This is a genomic window from Paenibacillus sp. FSL R10-2736 (assembly GCF_038000245.1).
In the GTDB taxonomy this organism is placed as follows: Bacteria; Bacillota; Bacilli; order Paenibacillales; family Paenibacillaceae; genus Paenibacillus_AQ; species Paenibacillus_AQ phytohabitans.
The window spans coordinates 5,799,258-5,817,582 of sequence record NZ_JBBOBN010000001.1 but is presented as its reverse complement, the minus strand read 5'-3'; the positions used below and the strand labels follow the sequence as shown (position 1 = coordinate 5,817,582).

13 protein-coding genes and 1 pseudogene are annotated in these 18,325 nt (G+C 47.0%); 12 read left to right on the top strand and 2 right to left on the bottom strand.

Features of this window, described 5'->3' with window-relative positions:
* Positions 1–75 precede the first annotated feature (75 nt).
* Positions 76–2,400 (top strand): helix-turn-helix domain-containing protein, encoded by a 2,325-nt coding sequence (locus NSQ73_RS24785; protein ID WP_340988554.1) that lies wholly within the window; start codon positions 76–78, stop codon positions 2,398–2,400.
* A gap of 556 nt (positions 2,401–2,956) precedes the next feature.
* Here the strand turns inward: NSQ73_RS24785 and NSQ73_RS24780 are convergent.
* Positions 2,957–6,130, bottom strand: coding sequence for an amidase family protein (locus NSQ73_RS24780; RefSeq protein WP_340988553.1), 3,174 nt, complete (start codon positions 6,128–6,130; stop codon positions 2,957–2,959).
* A 207-nt stretch (positions 6,131–6,337) separates the two neighbouring features.
* Here NSQ73_RS24780 and NSQ73_RS24775 point away from each other — a divergent pair.
* Positions 6,338–6,604, top strand: a pseudogene (locus NSQ73_RS24775) (RNA polymerase subunit sigma-70); the annotation flags it as partial.
* Between the two features lie 135 nt (positions 6,605–6,739).
* Here the strand turns inward: NSQ73_RS24775 and NSQ73_RS24770 are convergent.
* Positions 6,740–7,288: a TetR family transcriptional regulator gene (locus NSQ73_RS24770; protein ID WP_171716889.1), complete on the bottom strand. Its 549-nt coding sequence runs from the start codon at positions 7,286–7,288 to the stop codon at positions 6,740–6,742.
* 188 nt (positions 7,289–7,476) lie between these two features.
* On the opposite strand from NSQ73_RS24770, the gene NSQ73_RS24765 reads away from it, so the two are divergent.
* The 10 genes from NSQ73_RS24765 to NSQ73_RS24720 all read left to right on the top strand — a co-directional run bounded on the left by NSQ73_RS24765 (position 7,477) and on the right by NSQ73_RS24720 (position 18,295).
* Positions 7,477–8,478, top strand: coding sequence for an NADP-dependent oxidoreductase (locus NSQ73_RS24765; RefSeq protein WP_336102367.1), 1,002 nt, complete (start codon positions 7,477–7,479; stop codon positions 8,476–8,478).
* Between the two features lie 13 nt (positions 8,479–8,491).
* Entirely contained in the window at positions 8,492–9,502 is a 1,011-nt protein-coding gene (locus NSQ73_RS24760) for an NADP-dependent oxidoreductase (protein WP_340988552.1), read from the top strand.
* Entirely contained in the window at positions 9,499–10,275 is a 777-nt protein-coding gene (locus NSQ73_RS24755) for an SDR family oxidoreductase (protein WP_042134612.1), read from the top strand. Before NSQ73_RS24760 ends, NSQ73_RS24755 begins: the two co-directional genes overlap by 4 nt.
* 108 nt (positions 10,276–10,383) lie before the next feature.
* On the top strand, positions 10,384–10,962 hold the full coding sequence (locus NSQ73_RS24750) for a TetR/AcrR family transcriptional regulator (RefSeq protein WP_340988551.1): 579 nt from the start codon (positions 10,384–10,386) through the stop codon (positions 10,960–10,962).
* A gap of 158 nt (positions 10,963–11,120) precedes the next feature.
* Positions 11,121–11,819 carry an SDR family oxidoreductase gene (locus NSQ73_RS24745; RefSeq protein WP_340988550.1) on the top strand — a complete coding sequence of 233 codons (699 nt, stop codon included), beginning with the start codon at positions 11,121–11,123 and terminating at the stop codon, positions 11,817–11,819.
* Between the two features lie 41 nt (positions 11,820–11,860).
* Positions 11,861–12,940 (top strand): alkene reductase, encoded by a 1,080-nt coding sequence (locus NSQ73_RS24740; RefSeq protein ID WP_340988549.1) that lies wholly within the window; start codon positions 11,861–11,863, stop codon positions 12,938–12,940.
* Between the two features lie 68 nt (positions 12,941–13,008).
* Positions 13,009–13,317: a TetR/AcrR family transcriptional regulator gene (locus NSQ73_RS24735; RefSeq protein ID WP_340988548.1), complete on the top strand. Its 309-nt coding sequence runs from the start codon at positions 13,009–13,011 to the stop codon at positions 13,315–13,317.
* 192 nt (positions 13,318–13,509) lie between these two features.
* Positions 13,510–14,253, top strand: a complete 744-nt coding sequence (locus tag NSQ73_RS24730) for an FCD domain-containing protein (protein WP_340988547.1) — start codon at positions 13,510–13,512, stop codon at positions 14,251–14,253.
* Between the two features lie 26 nt (positions 14,254–14,279).
* A complete protein-coding gene (locus tag NSQ73_RS24725; protein WP_340988546.1) occupies positions 14,280–16,322 on the top strand; it encodes a hydantoinase/oxoprolinase family protein in 2,043 nt (680 codons plus the stop codon).
* The gene (locus NSQ73_RS24720; protein ID WP_340988545.1) at positions 16,322–18,295 is read left to right on the top strand and encodes a hydantoinase B/oxoprolinase family protein; all 1,974 of its coding nucleotides are present in this window, start codon (positions 16,322–16,324) and stop codon (positions 18,293–18,295) included. Before NSQ73_RS24725 ends, NSQ73_RS24720 begins: the two co-directional genes overlap by 1 nt.
* The last annotated feature ends 30 nt before the right edge of the window (positions 18,296–18,325 follow it).

Below are 18,325 nucleotides of genomic sequence, written 5' to 3'. Positions count from 1 at the left end.
TGATTCAGTACCTTTTCGGCCGAAAATGTACTATAGTTTAGAAATGATAACGAGCAGTGTTGGGAGGAATTCAACATGCGGACAACCATCCACCGGCTTGTTCGATACAAGGCATTTCAAAAGCTCACCATCTCATATTTCCTTCTCGTTCTTCTAACCGTAAGCCTGCTATCCGGCGTACTCTTCTCCCTATTCTCCAGAAGCGCCATTAAGGAGATAGAACGTAATTCCCGGGCGATGTTATCCCAGGTTACCTACGCCTCCGATGTAGTCTATAATCAGGTCATCACTATCGGGAATACACTGCTGATTCAACCGGAAATCCTGTCATTTCTGAATGAGACGGTGGAGGACAAGGTAAGCAATTATCATATTTTTCAGCAGATCGAACAAATTACAAATGTGAACCCTTATATACACAGTATCGGAATATATCGGCCTTCTACAGGAACTACCATTGATACAGCCGGGCTTCCGCTTGATTCTTCTCTTACCACCCTTAGCGCGAAGCAGTATATGGAGTTCAATCCGCGCAGTCTGAAGGCCCCGGGCCGCAACAACGGGAAGTCATTACAGTTCCTGACCTTCTTGCTGTACCCGAATTTCTCACCCCAGACCACAGGCAATCCGCTGATCTATATCAATGTGGAGGAGCAGTCGATTTTGACGACCATCCGCAAGATCAGCAACGCGGACGCCGCTAATAATGTTTTTGTAATCAATAATGAAGGTAAGGTGCTGTCTCATACCGATTCCAACCTGTTTCTGGAGGATTTATCCGAAGAAGAGTATGTGCGGAAGATATTAATCGAGAACAATAAGGAGAGCAGCTTCACCATAACGATTTCAGACCAAAGGAATCTGGTCACTTATGTAAAGTCAGAGGAACTGGACTGGTATTTTGTAAGCGTTTCACCGTATTCCGAGCTCATCTCTAACATTGACCAGCTCCGGGGGATTACGCTGCTGGTTACAGCCGGAATTGTACTCGCAGGTCTATTGCTCTCTGTCCTTTTGACCTCCAACATGAATAGACCCTTATCGGCACTGCTCGAAAAAGTCATGCCTAACCCGGCCAATCCGGCATCCGGTTTGGCGCCTATTGATGAATACAAGCTGATGACCGAGGTGTTCCAGTCCTATCATGAACGTGAGAAGTCGATGCAGTTTGTAATTACCCACTCTTCCCGGACCGTCCGTGAGCATTACCTGCATGCCTTGCTGCGCGGTCATTCACTGGAGCACTCGGTTTCGAACGAAATTATTAAGGATATCGGCGAGGAGGTAGCGGGGCCGTATTTTGGCGTGCTGGTGTTCAAAATCAATGAGCTTGAACCACTAGGGGAGGGGATAGAGGGGAAACAGCAGTCCTTGCTGCGGTTCGCACTTGGGAATATCGCAAAAGAGATGCTGGAGCATATCGGCCCATGTGATGTTCTCATTATGGGAGGAAGTGAAGCTGTTGCCATCCTTCAATACACGGACAATCAGCTCCCGGAAGAGCTGGGGCCTGCCTTGCGCAATATTCAAAGCTTCCTGAATCGCTACTTCAAGGTGACGGTATCTATAGGGATAGGAGATATATCCTGCGGAAAAGGTAATATTCCGTCCTCGTACACATCTGCGCAGCAGTATGTGAAATACCGGCTCATCTATGGGAAGGAAGCGATTCTGGATGCTATAGCGACACGCCGCCATGTGTTGACGGCCCTCAGTTACCCCAGCGCCTACGAGAAGAAGCTGATTGATGCTGTGCAGGACGGCAAGCCGGAAGCAATGGTTAGCGCAATCGAAGAATTTATAGATAAAATATCCGGCGGTTCCGTTCATCAGGTCATCACCTTTAGCACTCAACTCATGTTGTCTTTGCTTAAACATTTTGATTATTTACAGCATGTGCCGGATTCTAATTTCAATGATTACCTGCAAGCAATAACCGATATTGAACGGGCTGAAGATCTGACGGAGATCCGTAACCTATTCAACCGCTATTGCAGCACCATCTGCACATTAATTGAAGACAAGAATCACTGGCTGAATGCTCAAAAGCATAATATTCTCATCGAAAAAGCACAGAATTACATTCATGAACATTATGCCGAGCCTAACATATCCCTCGATCTGGTGTCGAGCATCGCCGGACTGTCGCCCAGCTATCTGGGGAAATTGTTCAAAGGAGCGACCCGGCAATCCTTCAGTGAATACTTGAACAACACCCGGCTGGAAAAAGCAAAGGATCTGCTTGCTTCTACCTCTGAGACAGCGGCCAGGATCAGTGAAGCGGTAGGGATATACAACATCACTTACTTCTCCACCTTGTTCAAGAAAAAGTACGGGCTGACCCCTTCGGCGTTCCGGGAACAGGAGGCGATGAAGAGCACTATGAGTGATGAGGAGTGATATAAAAAACATCTGCTCTTCAGCAGATGTTTCTTCACTTGTTTACGGCTGCTCCGCATATCTCCACCAGGCAAAGGTCCCGGCTATTCCGACTATCCCTGTATACGCAAGTATCAATATACTGCTGAGCTGTAAGGAACCGGTGCTTTGAAATACCGACGGGATGGTCCATGGGAAATAGGGTATAATCGCCAAACCTTTTGTGCACTCCGTCAATTAGTTCCCTTAGCGGTTAAAATCCGGAGACCAAGGCGACCGCTGCCGCTTTTCCGCGGGTCGTTCCGTCCTCTCCGCTGTTTAAGCGGGAAAAGGTTCTTCAAATCTTTCTAAAATCACAAAAAGAAACTGTCCTTTGGTAAAATGGAGGTACCACCCAATCACTTCAAAAGGAGCGATTTCTTTGAGCAATGGACAAAAACAGAAAGCAGCGATTCTCCAATAACGGGAGAATCGCTGCTTTTTTAACGTTTGAAGCTTTTGAGAAATTTGAGAATCTGACTTGTCAGTAGAATATCTGCTTTTGGGACAGTCTCTTGTCTTTTATTCCTTGAGCTTCTTAATTCGCAGTCTCCAGTATTCTGGAGACCATTGTTGCAAACTCTGCTCTGGTAATATCTTTTCCAGGCTTAAAGGTACTATCCTCGTAGCCAGTAATAATATTATTGGATGCGAGTGCATCAATGGAATCATAATACCATGCATTTCTATTAACATCTTTGAAGGATGTGTTTCCAGTACCTGTCAGCTTAAAGGCTCTAGTGATCAGTGCCGCTAATTCACTGCGGCTTATCTTGCCGTTCGGACGGAAGGTTCCATCGCTATATCCGTTCATCAGGCCTGCTCCGGCTGCTGCGCCGATATACGTATTAGCCCAATGCGTTGGAGATACATCTGTAAAGCTGCTAGCCTGTCCTTCAAGCCCCATGTACGTTGCAATGACCTTGATGGATTCGGCACGGGTCAACCCTGAATCCGGACGGAAGGTTCCATCGGAATAACCCGTTAGTAATCCCTTGGCTATAAGCACATCAATGCTTGCTTTTGCCCAGTGATTAATGGTATCTGCGAAACTGACAACTTCCGGCGTAGGTGTTGGTGCTGCTGGTTCTGCAGGTGCTGGTGTTGCTGTAGGAGCCGGTGTTGGTGTGGGCGTTGCTGTTACCGGGGGAGTTACGGTACCTCCTCCAGGACTTGGATTGCTTGGTTCATTATCTACTGGATCAGGATTAGTAGGATTAGAGACGTATTGAAGTGCTGGAGCATAGGCTGTAAGCAGTCTGGCTTGACTTTGTTGCTCAAGAGCATAGCCCATACCTAGAACTTTGGCATCGTCCCATGCTCTGCCAACAAGCTGCATGGAGATGGAATATCCGCTGTCGTTCGTACCTACAGGAACAACTACCGTAGGGAGGCCGACATTAGACGTTAATACGCCCGTGTTGCGGTCAGAGCTTAATTGAGAGGCTGCTGCGTCATTGTTATATACGTCACTGATAAAACCTGCATAAACCACAGCATCCACGCCATTCTCGTCCATCCAGCCTTTAATAACTTCCTTATAGTCCGTTCTATATTTGATGTAATCTTGTACAGCTTGTTCAGTCATGCGGGTAGGCTCTGTATATCCTCTTTGATTATAGATAAGCACCTTGTCTGAAGCCAGTACACTTGCTCCATCAATGTAAGGGAAGTTCTTATGAAGCTCAATATAGCGCGCCCAACCTTCAGTAGATCCATTAATGCCTGAAGGACGGCTAGGCGCTGACGGTATTTTTGACATTTCAACCATTGTCGCACCCGCTGCCTGAAGCTCGGAGAACTTATTCATTACGGCTTGTCCGGTATCATCATCGGCATAACTAGAGACAAAGGAAGCAGGGATATATCCGATTTTCTTTCCTTTCAATGCATTAGTATCCAGAGATTCCTTCCAGTCAGCCGGACGCTTATGGTCTGCATCGGCAGTCACTGTGAAGATATCCTGTGGATCTGTACCCGTTGTAGCATTCAACATGATGGCCAGGTCAGTTACTGTCTTAGCAATGGGACCTGCATAATCCTGTCCCCAAGTGAGCGGCAGTACACCTGTAGTACTTGCCATACCGTCTGTACCACGGAAGCTTTTTAAGCTGGCGCCTGTAGTAGGTGCATAGAGAGAGACCCCTGTCTGTGATCCCATGGCTGCTGCTGCAAAATCAGCTGCAACAGATACTGCCGAGCCGCCGCTTGAGCCAAAAGAGGTTTTCGATGGATACAGGGCATTCCATGTCTGCTGCCAGCCGCTCTCGCTAAAGCTTCCGCTGTTGGCGAACTCGGAAGTATTTACTTTACCAATAATGACAGCTCCGGCTTCCCGCAGCTTATTCACCTGGAATGCATCTGAATCAGGCCGCCAGCCTTCAAGCGCTTTGCTGCCGCCGGTAGTAGGCATATCCTTGGTATCATAGATATCTTTTATCGCAATGGGAATACCGAGCAAATCCCCCTTTGCACCTTGTGCGCGGGCATTGTCAGCAGCTTGTGCCTGGGCAAGCGCAGTTTCAGAGACATGCAGGAAGGCATGGAAGCCAAGCTGGCCTTCATCGTATACCTTGATTCTATCTAAATAAGCCTGAGTAATTTGTACGGAAGTAGTTTTACCGCTAATCATATCCTGCTGCATTTGTGCAATGGATTTATTCGTAACATCATAGGGGGATGAAGTGATGAATGCTTTAGCAGCAGGAGCCTCAGGAATCACCAGGGGATCTCCAGTATCCAGTCCCTCTATAGCAGAGATATCCCAGTTACTGATTGAACGGATTTGTGCGTTTGTTAATCCGGATACATCCAGCTGGCTATTCAGTCCGTTTAGCATGGTCACCAGATTCTTCAGGCCTTCTTCACCCGCTTCTCCAAGTTGTACATAATGCACCAGGGATTTCGACTGACCCGGCTCAATATTTAATGTATTAATGAACCCGTAGAAATTCGCATCATTTCCGGACTTAGCTAGGGGTGTGGTGAATGGATTCTGCTGCTGATTGCCTAGGCTAGTTAATCCATTCTCAAATGGATGTGGAGACCCGACTGCAACGCCCAGCGGCTTATTGTCTTTGGCACTGCTATCTACAACAATCCATGAATCATCCGTAGTCACCTCCAGATCATTGGAGTAGGTTGCCTTGACTACTGAAGCATTTGCTGCTGTACCATACCCCAGAGAGCCGCCGAAAGAGACATCAACCTTTACGTTCATATCATTTTTATTAGTAAAAGTATCAAAGAATCTCGTACGATTATTTATAGTATCGACATACACATCACGTGTAACCGTTACATTTCCCAGATTTACAGATTGAGTCGAAGTGAATCTATTCACACCATCGTATTTCAAGTCAAACCCGCGCATCATTTGACCATTCATCAGTGAAGCTGTAGGCGACGACACTTTAACGAAGATATTACCGAAGCCTTGTACTTGTGTAGTCCCAACGGTACGTAAACTTCCTGTGTCTAAGCTAGGCGCAAAGACATCATGAATCTCCCATACTGTGCCGCTTGCTGAAGTAACCCGAGTTAAAGCATCAGCGGTCTGAAACGGAATGACACTCGAAGCGATAACAGATAACGCAATGGACGTAGCTATAAATTGCTTTTTACTCCAATTATTTTTTGCTGGTGAATATTCGGAGCGGGGGGAACCAGAATGATTTCTTTTAGTTTTACTTAGACGTTTTAGCTTATTCATTTCAGTAATCTCCTCTTCCTGTATGTATATTTATTAATGCATGTTAGGAAATATAACATCGTTATTTCTATCAGTCAATAAATATTAAAAATTTAATATATTTTTAGAGTTTTGATATAGATTAAATACTATATTTATTAAAATTTATAATATATATGGTAACTATCAGATATATTAACTAACATAGTGTGATATGTATGGTTCTGGATACCGATGTACCTCCGTTCGCTGAAAAAAACCCGAAAGGACGTGTCACTGCATGAGCCAATTGGGACCGATAAAGAGGGCAACGAGATCACGCTGATCGATATCCTCGGCTTCGAGGCCGACGATGTAATTAAGGAAGTTGATCTGAAGATTGAGAAGAGCAAGATATATCGTAATCTCGATATTCTCGATGAACGGGAGAAGGAAGTCGTGGTAGGGAGGTTTGGTTTGGATACAGGCGGGGAAGAGCGGACGCAGCGGGAGATTACAGCCTAAAAGCGATTTGTCTGCAGAAGGTTTATTAGGTGAACCAGATGAAAGCGGATTAGTAGTTATTATAGCTGTGAAAAATTAAAGCCAGGCGTTCACGGTGAAAAGGGACTTTGAATCCAACTAGAGGATTCAAAGTCCCTTTTTGATTAAACTCCAGATGCGTTCGAACCTGTCTTGGTAGTCTGGAAGATTCCAGGATTCTTTGAAGGACGGGAGGCTAAACACCGCAAATGCGGAGAGAATTGCCTCTGCCCGTTCGAAGCGGGGATCGTGATAGTCCATGAAGCCGTCAATAATTTGATAGGAATCCCATAGAACATCGCGTAATACCAGGGGATTGCTATCCACGTATTGTGTATTCAAAGCGAACATTTTGGGATTTTCGTTATAGGCGCGTTTTTTGGCGTTAGCAAATGCCCAGAGCCAATCATGGAGCAGGTCCTGTGCATTCATCAAATTTGTCTTATCTAGTTTAATTTGTTCTGAAATCATCCGGTTGAACCAGTTTTTTGACACAGCTGCCCAGAGCTCTTGCTTATTCTTAAAATGTTTATAAAGCGCGGCGTGGGTGATACTTAATTCATCCGCAATTTGTGAAAGGGTCACTTCGGATTTTTCCGTGCGTTCAATTAATGCCTCCGCTGTTTCAATAATGAGCTCTTGTGTGATTTTAGCCACCGCGCTTCCAACCCTTCTTATTTCGATAAATTCCTTATCAATCGTTTTATGTACCTGTCTCAATTTTAGCATATAAAACAATAGGTAACAATTGTTGACTTTTGTAACCTTTGATATTATGCTTGGTGCATAAGTTACAAAAACAATAAAATGTTACTTATCATTCAGCACATAGGAGGCAATTAATTATGAAAGCGGCGCAGATTACCAAGTATTCAAAAAAGTTCACGGTAGAAGTCAATGATATTCCAGTCCCGGAAATAAGTGAAAACGAGGTTTTGGTCAAGGTGAAAGCAGCGGCGGTTAATCATTTGGAATTGCTCATCGGGACCGGAAGCGTCAAGCTGATCCAGGATTATGAGTTTCCATTAGTACTCGGTAATGAGCTGACGGGTGTTATTGAAAAGGTCGGTAAAAACGTCCGGGGATTTGAAGTTGGTGAGGCCATTTATTCACGCCTGCCACTACAAAAAATCGGTGCCTTTGCGGAATACGCGGCGATTCATGCGGATGCCATCGGGCACTTGCCCGCTAATCTGGATTTTGTGACCGGTGCTGCTGCTCCATTAACAGGATTGACTGCTTATCAAGGTTTGCATGAAGAATTGGCTGCCAAAGCTGGAGAAAGCGTGTTTATACCCGGGGGTTCTGGTTCTTTTGGCCAAATGGCCATTCCTATCGCCAAAAGCATGGGGCTGAAGGTCATCGTCAGTGGAAATCCGCAAGCACGTGAACGGACAATGGCGGCTGGAGCAGACCAATATATGGATTACACGATGGAGAACTATTGGGAACAACTTCGTGATGTTGATTATGTGATGGATACCTTGGGACCAAGCGAATTTGATCATGAACTTTCGATTATCAAAGCAGGCGGTCGCCTTCTGTCCCTGCGGACCGGCCCTAACAAACGTTTCGCCGAGCATATGGGCTTGCCAGGCTGGAAACAAAAGCTCTTCACCATTGCCGGGGCCAAGTATGATCACAAAGCGAAGAAAAAGAAGATTCAATATCATTTCATCTTTGTTCGCAGCGATGGCGATCAATTAAAGAAAATTACGAAGATTATTGAAGATAACGGGATTGTTCCAGCGGTGGACCCCACAGAATTCCACATTGATGATATCAATGAAGCACTAAAGCTTGTTGCTACAGGTCATCCTAAAGGAAAAGTCATTATCCGATTTTAAGGGGTGTTACCTTATGAAGGCTGCACAAATTTCGCGGTATTCCAAGATACTGGAAGCACAAATTAACACAGTCGCTGTTCCATCCATCACACCAACACAGGTTTTAATCAAGACTAAGGCAGCAGGTGTTGATCCACACCTTGTCTTGGCGATTACAGGCAAAGTTAAGTTGTTTGATCATTACGACTTTCCATTGACTCTGGGCAACGAGCTAGCCGGAGTAGTGATCGAAGTCGGAGCCGGTGTCATGGATTTTAAGGTAGGGGATCACGTGTACACCATGCCACCGCTCGATAAGATGGGGGCGTTTGCCGAATATGTCGCAGTAGATGCGGCGATTGTGGCTAAGATGCCAGCTAATCTTTCTTTTAAAGAAGCAGCGGCCGTGCCATTGTCTGCTTTGACGATCGTTCAGGCGCTAGCTATTTTAGATACTCGTCAAGGCGGCAAATTATTTATCCCCGGCGGTACGGGAGGCTTTGGTCAGATGGCCGTTCCTTACGCGAAGTCACAAGGGCTGTTTGTGACCGTTAGTGGTAGTGGATCAGCACGTGCCTTGGCGGAGCGACTCGGGGCAGATGAGTTTATCGACTATGCAACGCAGGACTATACTGACATACTGACAGGCTATGATTATGTTATTGATACGCGGGGCGCCGGCGAATTTAGTAAACAAATTAAGATACTGAAGCCTGGCGGCAAATTACTGTCGTTAAATGCTGGTCCCAATGCCCGATTCGCGAATCAAAGCACAGACTTGGCAACGGCGAAGAAGATTCTCTTCAGTTTACTGGGAGCACCTTTTGATGGAATTGCCAAATGGCAAAAGAAAAGGTATGACTTCTTATACGTGCAGTCGAATGGTCAGCAATTAGCAGCTTTCACACAGTATCTTGAAAAAACAAACATTAAGCCGGTGATTGATTCCGAGTACTCCTTTGAACAAGTGAATGCCGCGATTGCTAAGATTGCGACAGGGCATAGCCAAGGGAAAGTCATATTGAAAGTAGATGATGCAGAATGAAATTAAAAAATAGAACGATATTGGTGACAGGTGGGACCTCCGGGATTGGTTTTGCTTTTGCTAAAAGTTTTCTCGGCATGGGAAATACTGTGATTATCACGGGGCGTTCACAACAACGCATCGACCAGATAGTAAAGAACAATCCCGGACTTATCGGGATGACGGCAGATGTTAGTAATCCCAAAAGCGTTGAGCAGCTTGCTAAAGACCTGACGATTCACTATCCGAAACTGGATATTATTTTCAATAACGCTGGTATTATACACGAATTTGACTTGTTTGATGAAACTATTACCTACGAGCACATAACCGCAGAAATCGCCACAAACTTGAATGGGACAATCTATATCACCAAGGCTCTGTTGCCACTGTTAGCCAAACAACAGGAGGCAATGGTTGTTAACGTTAGTTCACTACTTGCTAATATTACAGTTGCCAACGCACCGACTTATTCTGCAACGAAGGCTGGCATCCACATGTTCAGTGATGCATTACGTGAGCAAATCCGGGCCAAAGGAAAAAACATTCATGTGATGGAACTTTGTCCACCTGTTATTTCTGAAACTAATCTCACGGACACTTTTGACGAAGGTTTCATGAATAAGGTGATCTCTTTGCCATTAGCGAAGCTTGTTAAAGTCGGTATTAAAGGGATGGAAAAAAACAAAATACGCGTAAATGCAGGTTTTACTAAGGTTATGCGCTTTTCCATGAAGTTCGCTCCGGATTTCATTACGCATACTTGGGGTCAAATGCTTCTTAAATCAAATTAAACGAGAATAGTGTGAATTTAGTAGGGATTCTTAATGGTTTTTACCATTCATAAAATTCTTTACCGATCGTTCTCAATATGTTATATTGATTAACAGGGAGGGAATAGAATGGCAAGAAGCAAAGAATTCGAAGAGAACGTGGTATTAGAAAAGGCGATGAAGCTTTTTTGGGAACAGGGTTACGAGAAGACATCTATGACGGATCTGGTCAAGCAGATGGGAATCCATCGGAGAAGTTTATATGACACTTTTGGCGACAAGCATACGCTGTTTTTGAAAGCAATGGACCGATTTCGCGATAAAGTAAGTGCTGAGCTTGTAGGAGAAGTTAAACGCTCTAAGACTGCAACTGAGGCACTTCAGCTTATTTTTAGTTTCGTGATATGTGGTGAAGAAGATTCACCTTCAGGTTGTTTGATGGTGAATTCAGCGGTGGAATTGGCAATGCGTGATGCTGAGGTGGATGTAAAGACCACAGAATTGTTTGCATTATCAGAACAGCTGTTCAAAGATATTATTCTGTGGGGACAGCAGGATGGAGAGTTTCGCTCAGATTATAATGCCGACGATCTAGCGGAACATCTGCATGCAGTTTATGTAGGGTTAAGGGTAATGACAAGGACCTCCATACGTAAAGAAAAATTACACCGTCTAGCCAATTTATCGATTAAACTTTTATCTAAGTAATTATTGTATATGCATACTTGAGCTATTATGAAGATTCAGCCTAGAAAGATATTAGTTTAATTGCCTGTGTTTATTCTAGTATGATCGTTCTTGAATGAGAACGCCGTTCTATCCCTTGAATGAAGAATTGTAATCAAAAACAAAAAGGAGCTAATACAATGAACATTTCTGAACAAGTAGCATTTGTCACTGGAGCAAACCGGGGTCTGGGCCGTCAGCTCACTCTTGAACTTCTGTCCAGAGGGGCTAAAGTATACGCTGGTGCAAGAAATCCTGAGACCATTGATATTCCTGGAGTTACACCTGTAAAGCTTGATGTTACAAAACCAGATGAGGTTGCAGCAGCAGCAATCCTTGCTAAAGATGTTACGCTTTTAATCAACAATGCAGGATCATCTACAGGCGCTTCTTTGCTGGAAGGAGACGTGGGAAAGATACAGTTGGAATTTGATACGCATTTCTTCGGTACGCTATCCATGGCTCGTGCTTTTGCACCAATCATTGAAAAAAACGGGGGAGGATCAATTTTGAATATTCTTTCCGTACTATCTTGGTTTAGTATGGGAGCTTCCGGTGCGTATACAGCTGCGAAGGCTGCAGAATGGGCATTGACGAACGATTTACGTTTAAACTTGTATCCTCGTAATATTAGAGTAGCAGGATTACATGTAGGCTTTATGGAGACAGACATGACAACCGGTATAGATGCTCCCAAATCGAACCCTTCAGATATCGCAAAAATAGCTATTGATGGCATCGAATCTGGCAGCTTTGAAATTCTTGCTGATGATAACAGCCGAATGATACAAGGTGGACTTGCAGGTGGCGTTGCTGCAATATACCCACATCTTACTTAATCATAATTTCTTGTTAAACAAATCTAAGAGGAGTGTTAATAATGGAAAAACTGTGGACTAAAACAAAAGTTGGCAATCTGGAATTACCGCATCGCTTGGCGATGGCACCAATGACACGCAGCAGAGCAGAGGAAGATGGTACACCGGGAGAATTAAGCTCCCTGTATTATGCTCAAAGAGCATCGCTGGGACTCCTTATTACGGAAGGTGCACAACCATCCGATGACGGTCAAGGTTACTTAAGAACACCTGGGATCTATACGGATAAGCATATTGAAGGGTGGAAAAAGGTTACGGATGCCGTGCATGAAGCAGGCGGGTATATTTATATTCAATTAATGCATGTCGGTCGTGTGTCGCACCCTGACAATACTCCTCATCATCGGCAGCCTGTGGCACCCTCTGCAATTGCACCAGGAGTAGAAACGTTTACGGCTACAGGCATGCAGGATATCCCCGTACCACGTGAGTTGAGTAAAGAAGAGATTCAAATAACCATTGCAGATTATCGTAAAGCTGCGGCCGCTGCTATTGAAGCAGGCGCTGACGGCGTTGAAATTCATGGAGCAAATGGTTATCTAATCAACCAATTTATCGGTGAAAATTCCAATAAACGTACGGATGAATATGGTGGATCTATAGAAAATCGAGCTCGCTTCGCGATTGAAGTAGCCAAAGCCATCATTGACGAGATCGGGGCAGAGAGAACTGGCTTCCGCATTTCGCCAGGAACCCCTCTTGGCGGGATTCAAGATGGTGAACAAGGTCCTGATCTTTATCGTTATCTCACGCAGGAATTAGCAAAATTGAATTTAGCTTACCTTCATGTGATGCACCTCGGCAATGAAGAATTGCTTCAGGATATACGTTCCTTGTGGAAGAATCCGTTGTTAGTCAATCGGGCTGGACGGGGACTGGAGAATATTGGTGTTGATATCGAGAGTGGTCTTGCTGATCTGGCACCTATTGGGGTATGGTCATTGGCTAATCCGGATTTTGTGGAACGACTTAAAGCAGGCGCTCCATTAAATGAAGCAGATCCTGCAACATTTTATGGTAGTGGAAGCAAGGGGTATACGGACTATCCTACGTTGAAAGAATTGGAATTGCAGAAGGGCTAATATTATATGGAAGAAAAATGGCGTACAACTTAAATTTGTGCGCCATTAATTACTTTTAAAGGGTGAATATGAAGCAAGGTTATGAGAAAACCTCCATGCAGGATCTAGTAGATTTTATGGGAATCCACAGAAGAAGTATCTATGATACTTTTGGCGATAAGCACGCTTTGTATATGAAGGCACTTATGCGGTATGAGTCTACTCAAAACAAGAAATTGAGATTATTAGTTGAAAGGCAAGAAGCCTCACTGGAGCCGGAGGCCATTTCACATTATCTGATGAATGCCTGGTTAGGACTGCGGACGATGGTAAAAACAGCAACAGAGCAAAGGAAATTAACAAGTATTATTCATACCATACTGAACACTTTGGATTGAATAGTTCTCAGTGAGGTCCAAAAAAGAGTTCAAAAAGCGACTTGTCTGCGGATGAGTTGCTTTTATTATATTAAAATTTATTCATACTAAAATGGTGTGAATAGTTGATAATTTACTTTCTTGCAGTTATAATCCTATTAATCATCAATGAGTAACAACGAAAATACAAGTATCACTGAAAGGATGAATAGAGTGGCATTGGAATCGCAGCTTCTACAGCTTGAGTATGAATTCTTAAAGGCTCTGGGGAATGCCGAAGCTCCACTTGGTGCCAGTACCCTGGTACATACGCTAGGAAAAAAATATAATCTCAGCCAAGCTACCATCGGACGCAAGCTGATGGAATTCGATATCGAGGGCTACACGGCCCTTGAAGGGCGAAAAGGGCGTATTCTGACGGACAAGGGAAACGGTCGCGTTGCCTATCTGGAAAAGCTGCTGCAGCAGAAAAATGTGAATTCTCAGCTCCTGCAGCTATTGAATAATTCGGGAGAATCCGCGCTGCTGGATGTGCTTGTGGCCAGAAGGGCGCTGGAGCGGGAAATTGCTTCACTGGCTGCACAGCGGGCGACAAAAGAAGAAATAAAGCTGCTTGAAGCTTCTATTGCCACCCAGCACGAACTGTTATCTCAGAATATCATTCCGTATGAAGAAGACCGTGAATTTCATACTTTACTTGCGCTTGCAGCACGCAATGAGGTACTGCTCCATGCGGCTCAGCTGGTGTGGCAGACGGGGAGGGATTTCCTGGAAACTGCATATATCCGCCGCAAGGTGGGCAGCGAGCTTGTCGTGGATCACCGTAAAATTCTGGATGCCGTTGCTGCAGGTTCTGCTGAACAGGCGGAGGCAGCTATGGTGATGCATATTAATCAAATGATTGAGGATGTCAAACGTTATTACGCTATACAAAGTCAGGAACAGCATAGCTTGTAAATGCCCTAAATGAAGGAGTGGAATTCGTGGAAATTAATTACCGCTTAGGCATCGATATCGGCGGAACCTTTACGGATGCCATCGTAACAGACGGACATGGACAGGTTGTCGCTGCGCTAAAAACACCCTCCGTAGCCGATGCTCCCGAACAGGCGATTTTTCATACATTAGAGCAACTGCAGTCCAAGGGAGTAGATACCCGCAGCATCAAACTTTTCGTGCACGGTACTACACTCGGGGTAAACACGCTGATCGAACGCAGTGGTGCTGTAACCGGGCTGCTGGTGACCAAAGGCTTCCGGGATGTGCTCGAAATACGCCGCTTGCGGCTTGAGAATACCACCAACCTTTATGGGGATAAAACGCAGCCGCTTGTCCCCCGCCAGCTTGTAAAAGAAATTAATGAACGGCAGCTTGCAGACGGCAGAGTGCTGACGGAGCTGGACCCGGAGGAACTGCTTCGGGCGGCGGACGAATTGGTGAAGGACGGCGTTACAGCTCTGGCAATCAGTTTCCTGCACTCTTATGCCAATTCTGGACATGAGCAACTGGCTGAACAGCTGATCCGTGAGCGTCATCCGCAGCTGTTCATCTGCAGAAGCAGCGCAATCTGGCCGCAGCAGCGTGAATACGAGCGTACACTCGCCACGGTGATGAATGCTTATGTAGGCGAACGGATGGGTTCTTATTTCAACCGTCTGCAAGCCGGAATTGGACAATACGGAGTATCGGCTACGCTGCTGTCCACGATGTCGAACGGAGGAATGATGACTGCCGCCCGTGCTGCAGCTGAACCGGTAAGGACACTCCTGTCTGGACCCGCCTCCGGTGTAATCGGTGCAACCTATATTGCGGAACAGGCAGGGATCAGTCAGGTCGTTACCTTCGATATGGGTGGGACAAGCGTAGATGTCGCCTTGATTGACGGAGAACCTGCCTACTCTACGGAGAATCAAGTGGGTGATTTCCCGGTCATTATTCCGGCAATAGACGTGACCGCTATCGGTGCGGGCGGAGGTTCCATAGCCTGGGTTGATTCGGTAGGGGTACTGAAGGTAGGGCCGCGCAGTGCAGGCGCCAAGCCGGGACCGGCCTGCTACAACCGGGGCGGTGAGCAGGCAACAACCACTGATGCCTATCTCCATCTGGGCATTTTGCAGGCAGACCGCTTTCTTGGCGGTCAGATGCGCCTCTTCCCGGAACTGGCTGAACGGGCGCTTACACATTTGGGCAACCAGCTTGGGCTGAATGCCACCCAGACTGCGCAAGCTATTCTGGATGTGGCTACCGCCAATATGTATGCCCAATTCTCACCGCTGATGGCGCGAAAGGGAGTCGATCCCCGCGACTTCACTTTGCTAGCTTATGGCGGAGCGGGCCCGATGCACGCTTTTCTGATGGCGCGTGAGGTTGGCATCCGCCGGGTGCTGATTCCACCATCTCCCGGAACACTTTGTGCAATGGGCTGTACGGTTGCGAACCTGCGTAATGACTTTGTTTTCACGCTCCACAAGAGCAGCCGTGGACTGGCTGAGGATGAACTCAAGACCCGTTTCTCCTCGCTGGAGCAGCAAGGCCGCCGCTGGATCGAAGAAGAGGCCCGGGGCGGAGTGAAGCTGGAAGGTACCTATGTCATTTACAGTGCCGATATGCGGTATGAAGGACAGGCATTTGATCTGGAGGTCATGCTTTCCGAATCTGAGATTTCCGAACCTGAAGAAGCCAAGAATAAGTTCCACGGACAGTATGAGTCTGTCTTTGGCATCAGCCAGCCAGAGGCGGAAGTCATGTTCGTCAATTTGCGGGCAAGCATCGTCGGGCTTCTGCCGGGCAAGACCATGGCGATTCTTCCACAGGCAGAAGCGAGTGGGAAACCTATTGAAGCCCGGAGAATCTCATTTGATGGACAGGAATATCAGGCGAAGGTGCTGAGCCGGGAGCATCTGACAGCAGATAGCCGGGTTTCCGGTCCGGCTATCCTTGAGGAATATGATACGACGGTCTTTATTCCTTCCGGTTACACGATACACGGTGATCTTTACGGAAATATTATCGGGGAGGCAGATTAATGATTACGGATAAAGTCTTCCTGGAGATCTTCAACAACCGGATTCAGGCTGCCGTAGAGGAAATGGCTAACGTCGTGCTGCGAACCGGCTTTACCGCCTTTGTCAAAGAAACAGGAGATTTCGGTACTTATCTGTTATCCCCGGAAGGTGAGACGTTCGGTTCCCCGCTGGATACGGGATACAACCTGTCGCTGGGAATTCCTGCGGCTACCACCATCCGGGCAATCGACCATTGGCAGGATGGTGATATGGTCATCTGCAACGATCCTTATACCACGGGGGGGATGGTTACCCATCTTCCGGATATCCACTTGATTAAACCCTATTTCCATGACGGCAGGATTATTGCCTTCGGCCTCTGCTTCGTGCATTCCTCGGATGTCGGCGGCAAGGTTCCGGGAAGTGTGTCGCCAAGCGCGTATGACATTCATATGGAAGGCATCCGGATAGCACCAGTCAAACTGTATGAAGTCGGCCAGCTTAATGAGCAGGTGCTCCGGCTGCTGCTGGACAACAGCCGGATTCCTGAGCAGAACCTTGGAGATCTCAAGGCGCTTATGGCTGCGCTGAATAGAGGGGAGCAGCGTTTGAAGGAGCTGATCGTCAGATATGGTGCACAGCAAGTGGAACAAGGCATCGAGAATCTGCTTGAATATGCCGAGCTTAAAGCTCGGACGATCATTCAGGACATACCCGACGGCTCCTATGACTTCTGGGACTACCTGGAAAAGGGTCCTGGCGGCTATCCGATCCGGCTGCGTTGCCGGATGACAATTACCGGAACGGATATCCATCTGGACTTTAGCGGAACCGACCCGCAGGTTAGAGCCTCATTTAATATTCCGACGGATAACCAGCAGGGTCACTATATGCTTGTGCCTGCGCTGATCCGCTACTTCCGGACCCTGGATCCGACGATTCCCTGGAATTCCGGGATGGTAAGGATGGTGCGCAACTACGCGCCCCCGGCATCGGTGCTTAATCCGGAACCGCTGGCGGCGGTAGGTGCGAGAGCAGCAACCTTTATCCGGGTGATGGATGTCATTACCGGTGCGCTGAGCCAGGCGCAGAGCAGTAAAGTGCCGGCTGCGGGAGCGGGCCAAGCCTGTATTGTCATGATGGCGATGACCGATGCTTCCGACGGCAAGCGCAAAGTCGGTGTGATCCAGCCGGTCTGTGGCGGATCGGGGGCCAGACCGATGAAGGACGGAATTGACGGGATGGATTTTGCCGTAGGCCATTTGCGGAACATCCCGGCTGAAACCGTTGAGGCGGAGATGCCGGTACTGATTGAACGTTACGGCCTGCGGGCGGATTCAGCCGGAGCCGGCAAATTCAGAGGCGGCAGCGGCATTGACTTGCGCGTTAGAATCCTCAGTCCGGATACCGTAATGACCGCAAGAAATATGGAACGGATGGAATTCCAGCCCTGGGGCCGTCTGGGAGGCGGTGTAGGAGAGCATGGAGAAGCGATTTTGAATGAAGGCCGGGCAGATGAACGTAACCTTGGCCGGATTGACGAGCTTTTGCTCCAGCCGGGGGATACCGTGACTTTCCTCTCCCAGGGCGGCGGCGGATATGGAAGTCCGTATGAACGGGACCCGGCACTCGTACTGAACGATGTGCAGAAAGGGCTTTTGTCGGTGGAGCAGGCTCGTGAATGCTACGGTGTAGTGATAAATGCCAATACCATAGATGAAGTGTTCACAAGATTGCTGCGTGGCGGGCTTCATAATAATGGGGAGGCCTTCAGCTTCGGGGAAGCCCGGAACGAATTTGAAATCCTGTGGACGGATGAGATGCAGCTCGCCGTGAACGCTGCCCTGAGCAGCTATCCACTGGCGCTTCGGGATTATTTGAAGCGACAGACAATGGCTGAAGCCGAGCGTAGGGTGGCCTCAGGCCATCCGGTCTCACCTTCAGCAGTTCCAGGAATAATGGAAGAATTGCGCGGGGGAATAGGACTGCGCTGATGACTACAACCGCTGATGATCGTAAGAAAA

Coding starts and splice junctions, on each gene's coding strand:
- NSQ73_RS24785 (WP_340988554.1), top strand. CDS start 76: ATGCGGACAACCATCCACCGGCTTGTTCGATACAAGGCATTTCAAAAG.
- NSQ73_RS24780 (WP_340988553.1), bottom strand. CDS start 6,130: ATGAATAAGCTAAAACGTCTAAGTAAAACTAAAAGAAATCATTCTGGT.
- NSQ73_RS24765 (WP_336102367.1), top strand. CDS start 7,477: ATGAAAGCGGCGCAGATTACCAAGTATTCAAAAAAGTTCACGGTAGAA.
- NSQ73_RS24760 (WP_340988552.1), top strand. CDS start 8,492: ATGAAGGCTGCACAAATTTCGCGGTATTCCAAGATACTGGAAGCACAA.
- NSQ73_RS24755 (WP_042134612.1), top strand. CDS start 9,499: ATGAAATTAAAAAATAGAACGATATTGGTGACAGGTGGGACCTCCGGG.
- NSQ73_RS24750 (WP_340988551.1), top strand. CDS start 10,384: ATGGCAAGAAGCAAAGAATTCGAAGAGAACGTGGTATTAGAAAAGGCG.
- NSQ73_RS24745 (WP_340988550.1), top strand. CDS start 11,121: ATGAACATTTCTGAACAAGTAGCATTTGTCACTGGAGCAAACCGGGGT.
- NSQ73_RS24740 (WP_340988549.1), top strand. CDS start 11,861: ATGGAAAAACTGTGGACTAAAACAAAAGTTGGCAATCTGGAATTACCG.
- NSQ73_RS24735 (WP_340988548.1), top strand. CDS start 13,009: ATGAAGCAAGGTTATGAGAAAACCTCCATGCAGGATCTAGTAGATTTT.
- NSQ73_RS24720 (WP_340988545.1), top strand. CDS start 16,322: ATGATTACGGATAAAGTCTTCCTGGAGATCTTCAACAACCGGATTCAG.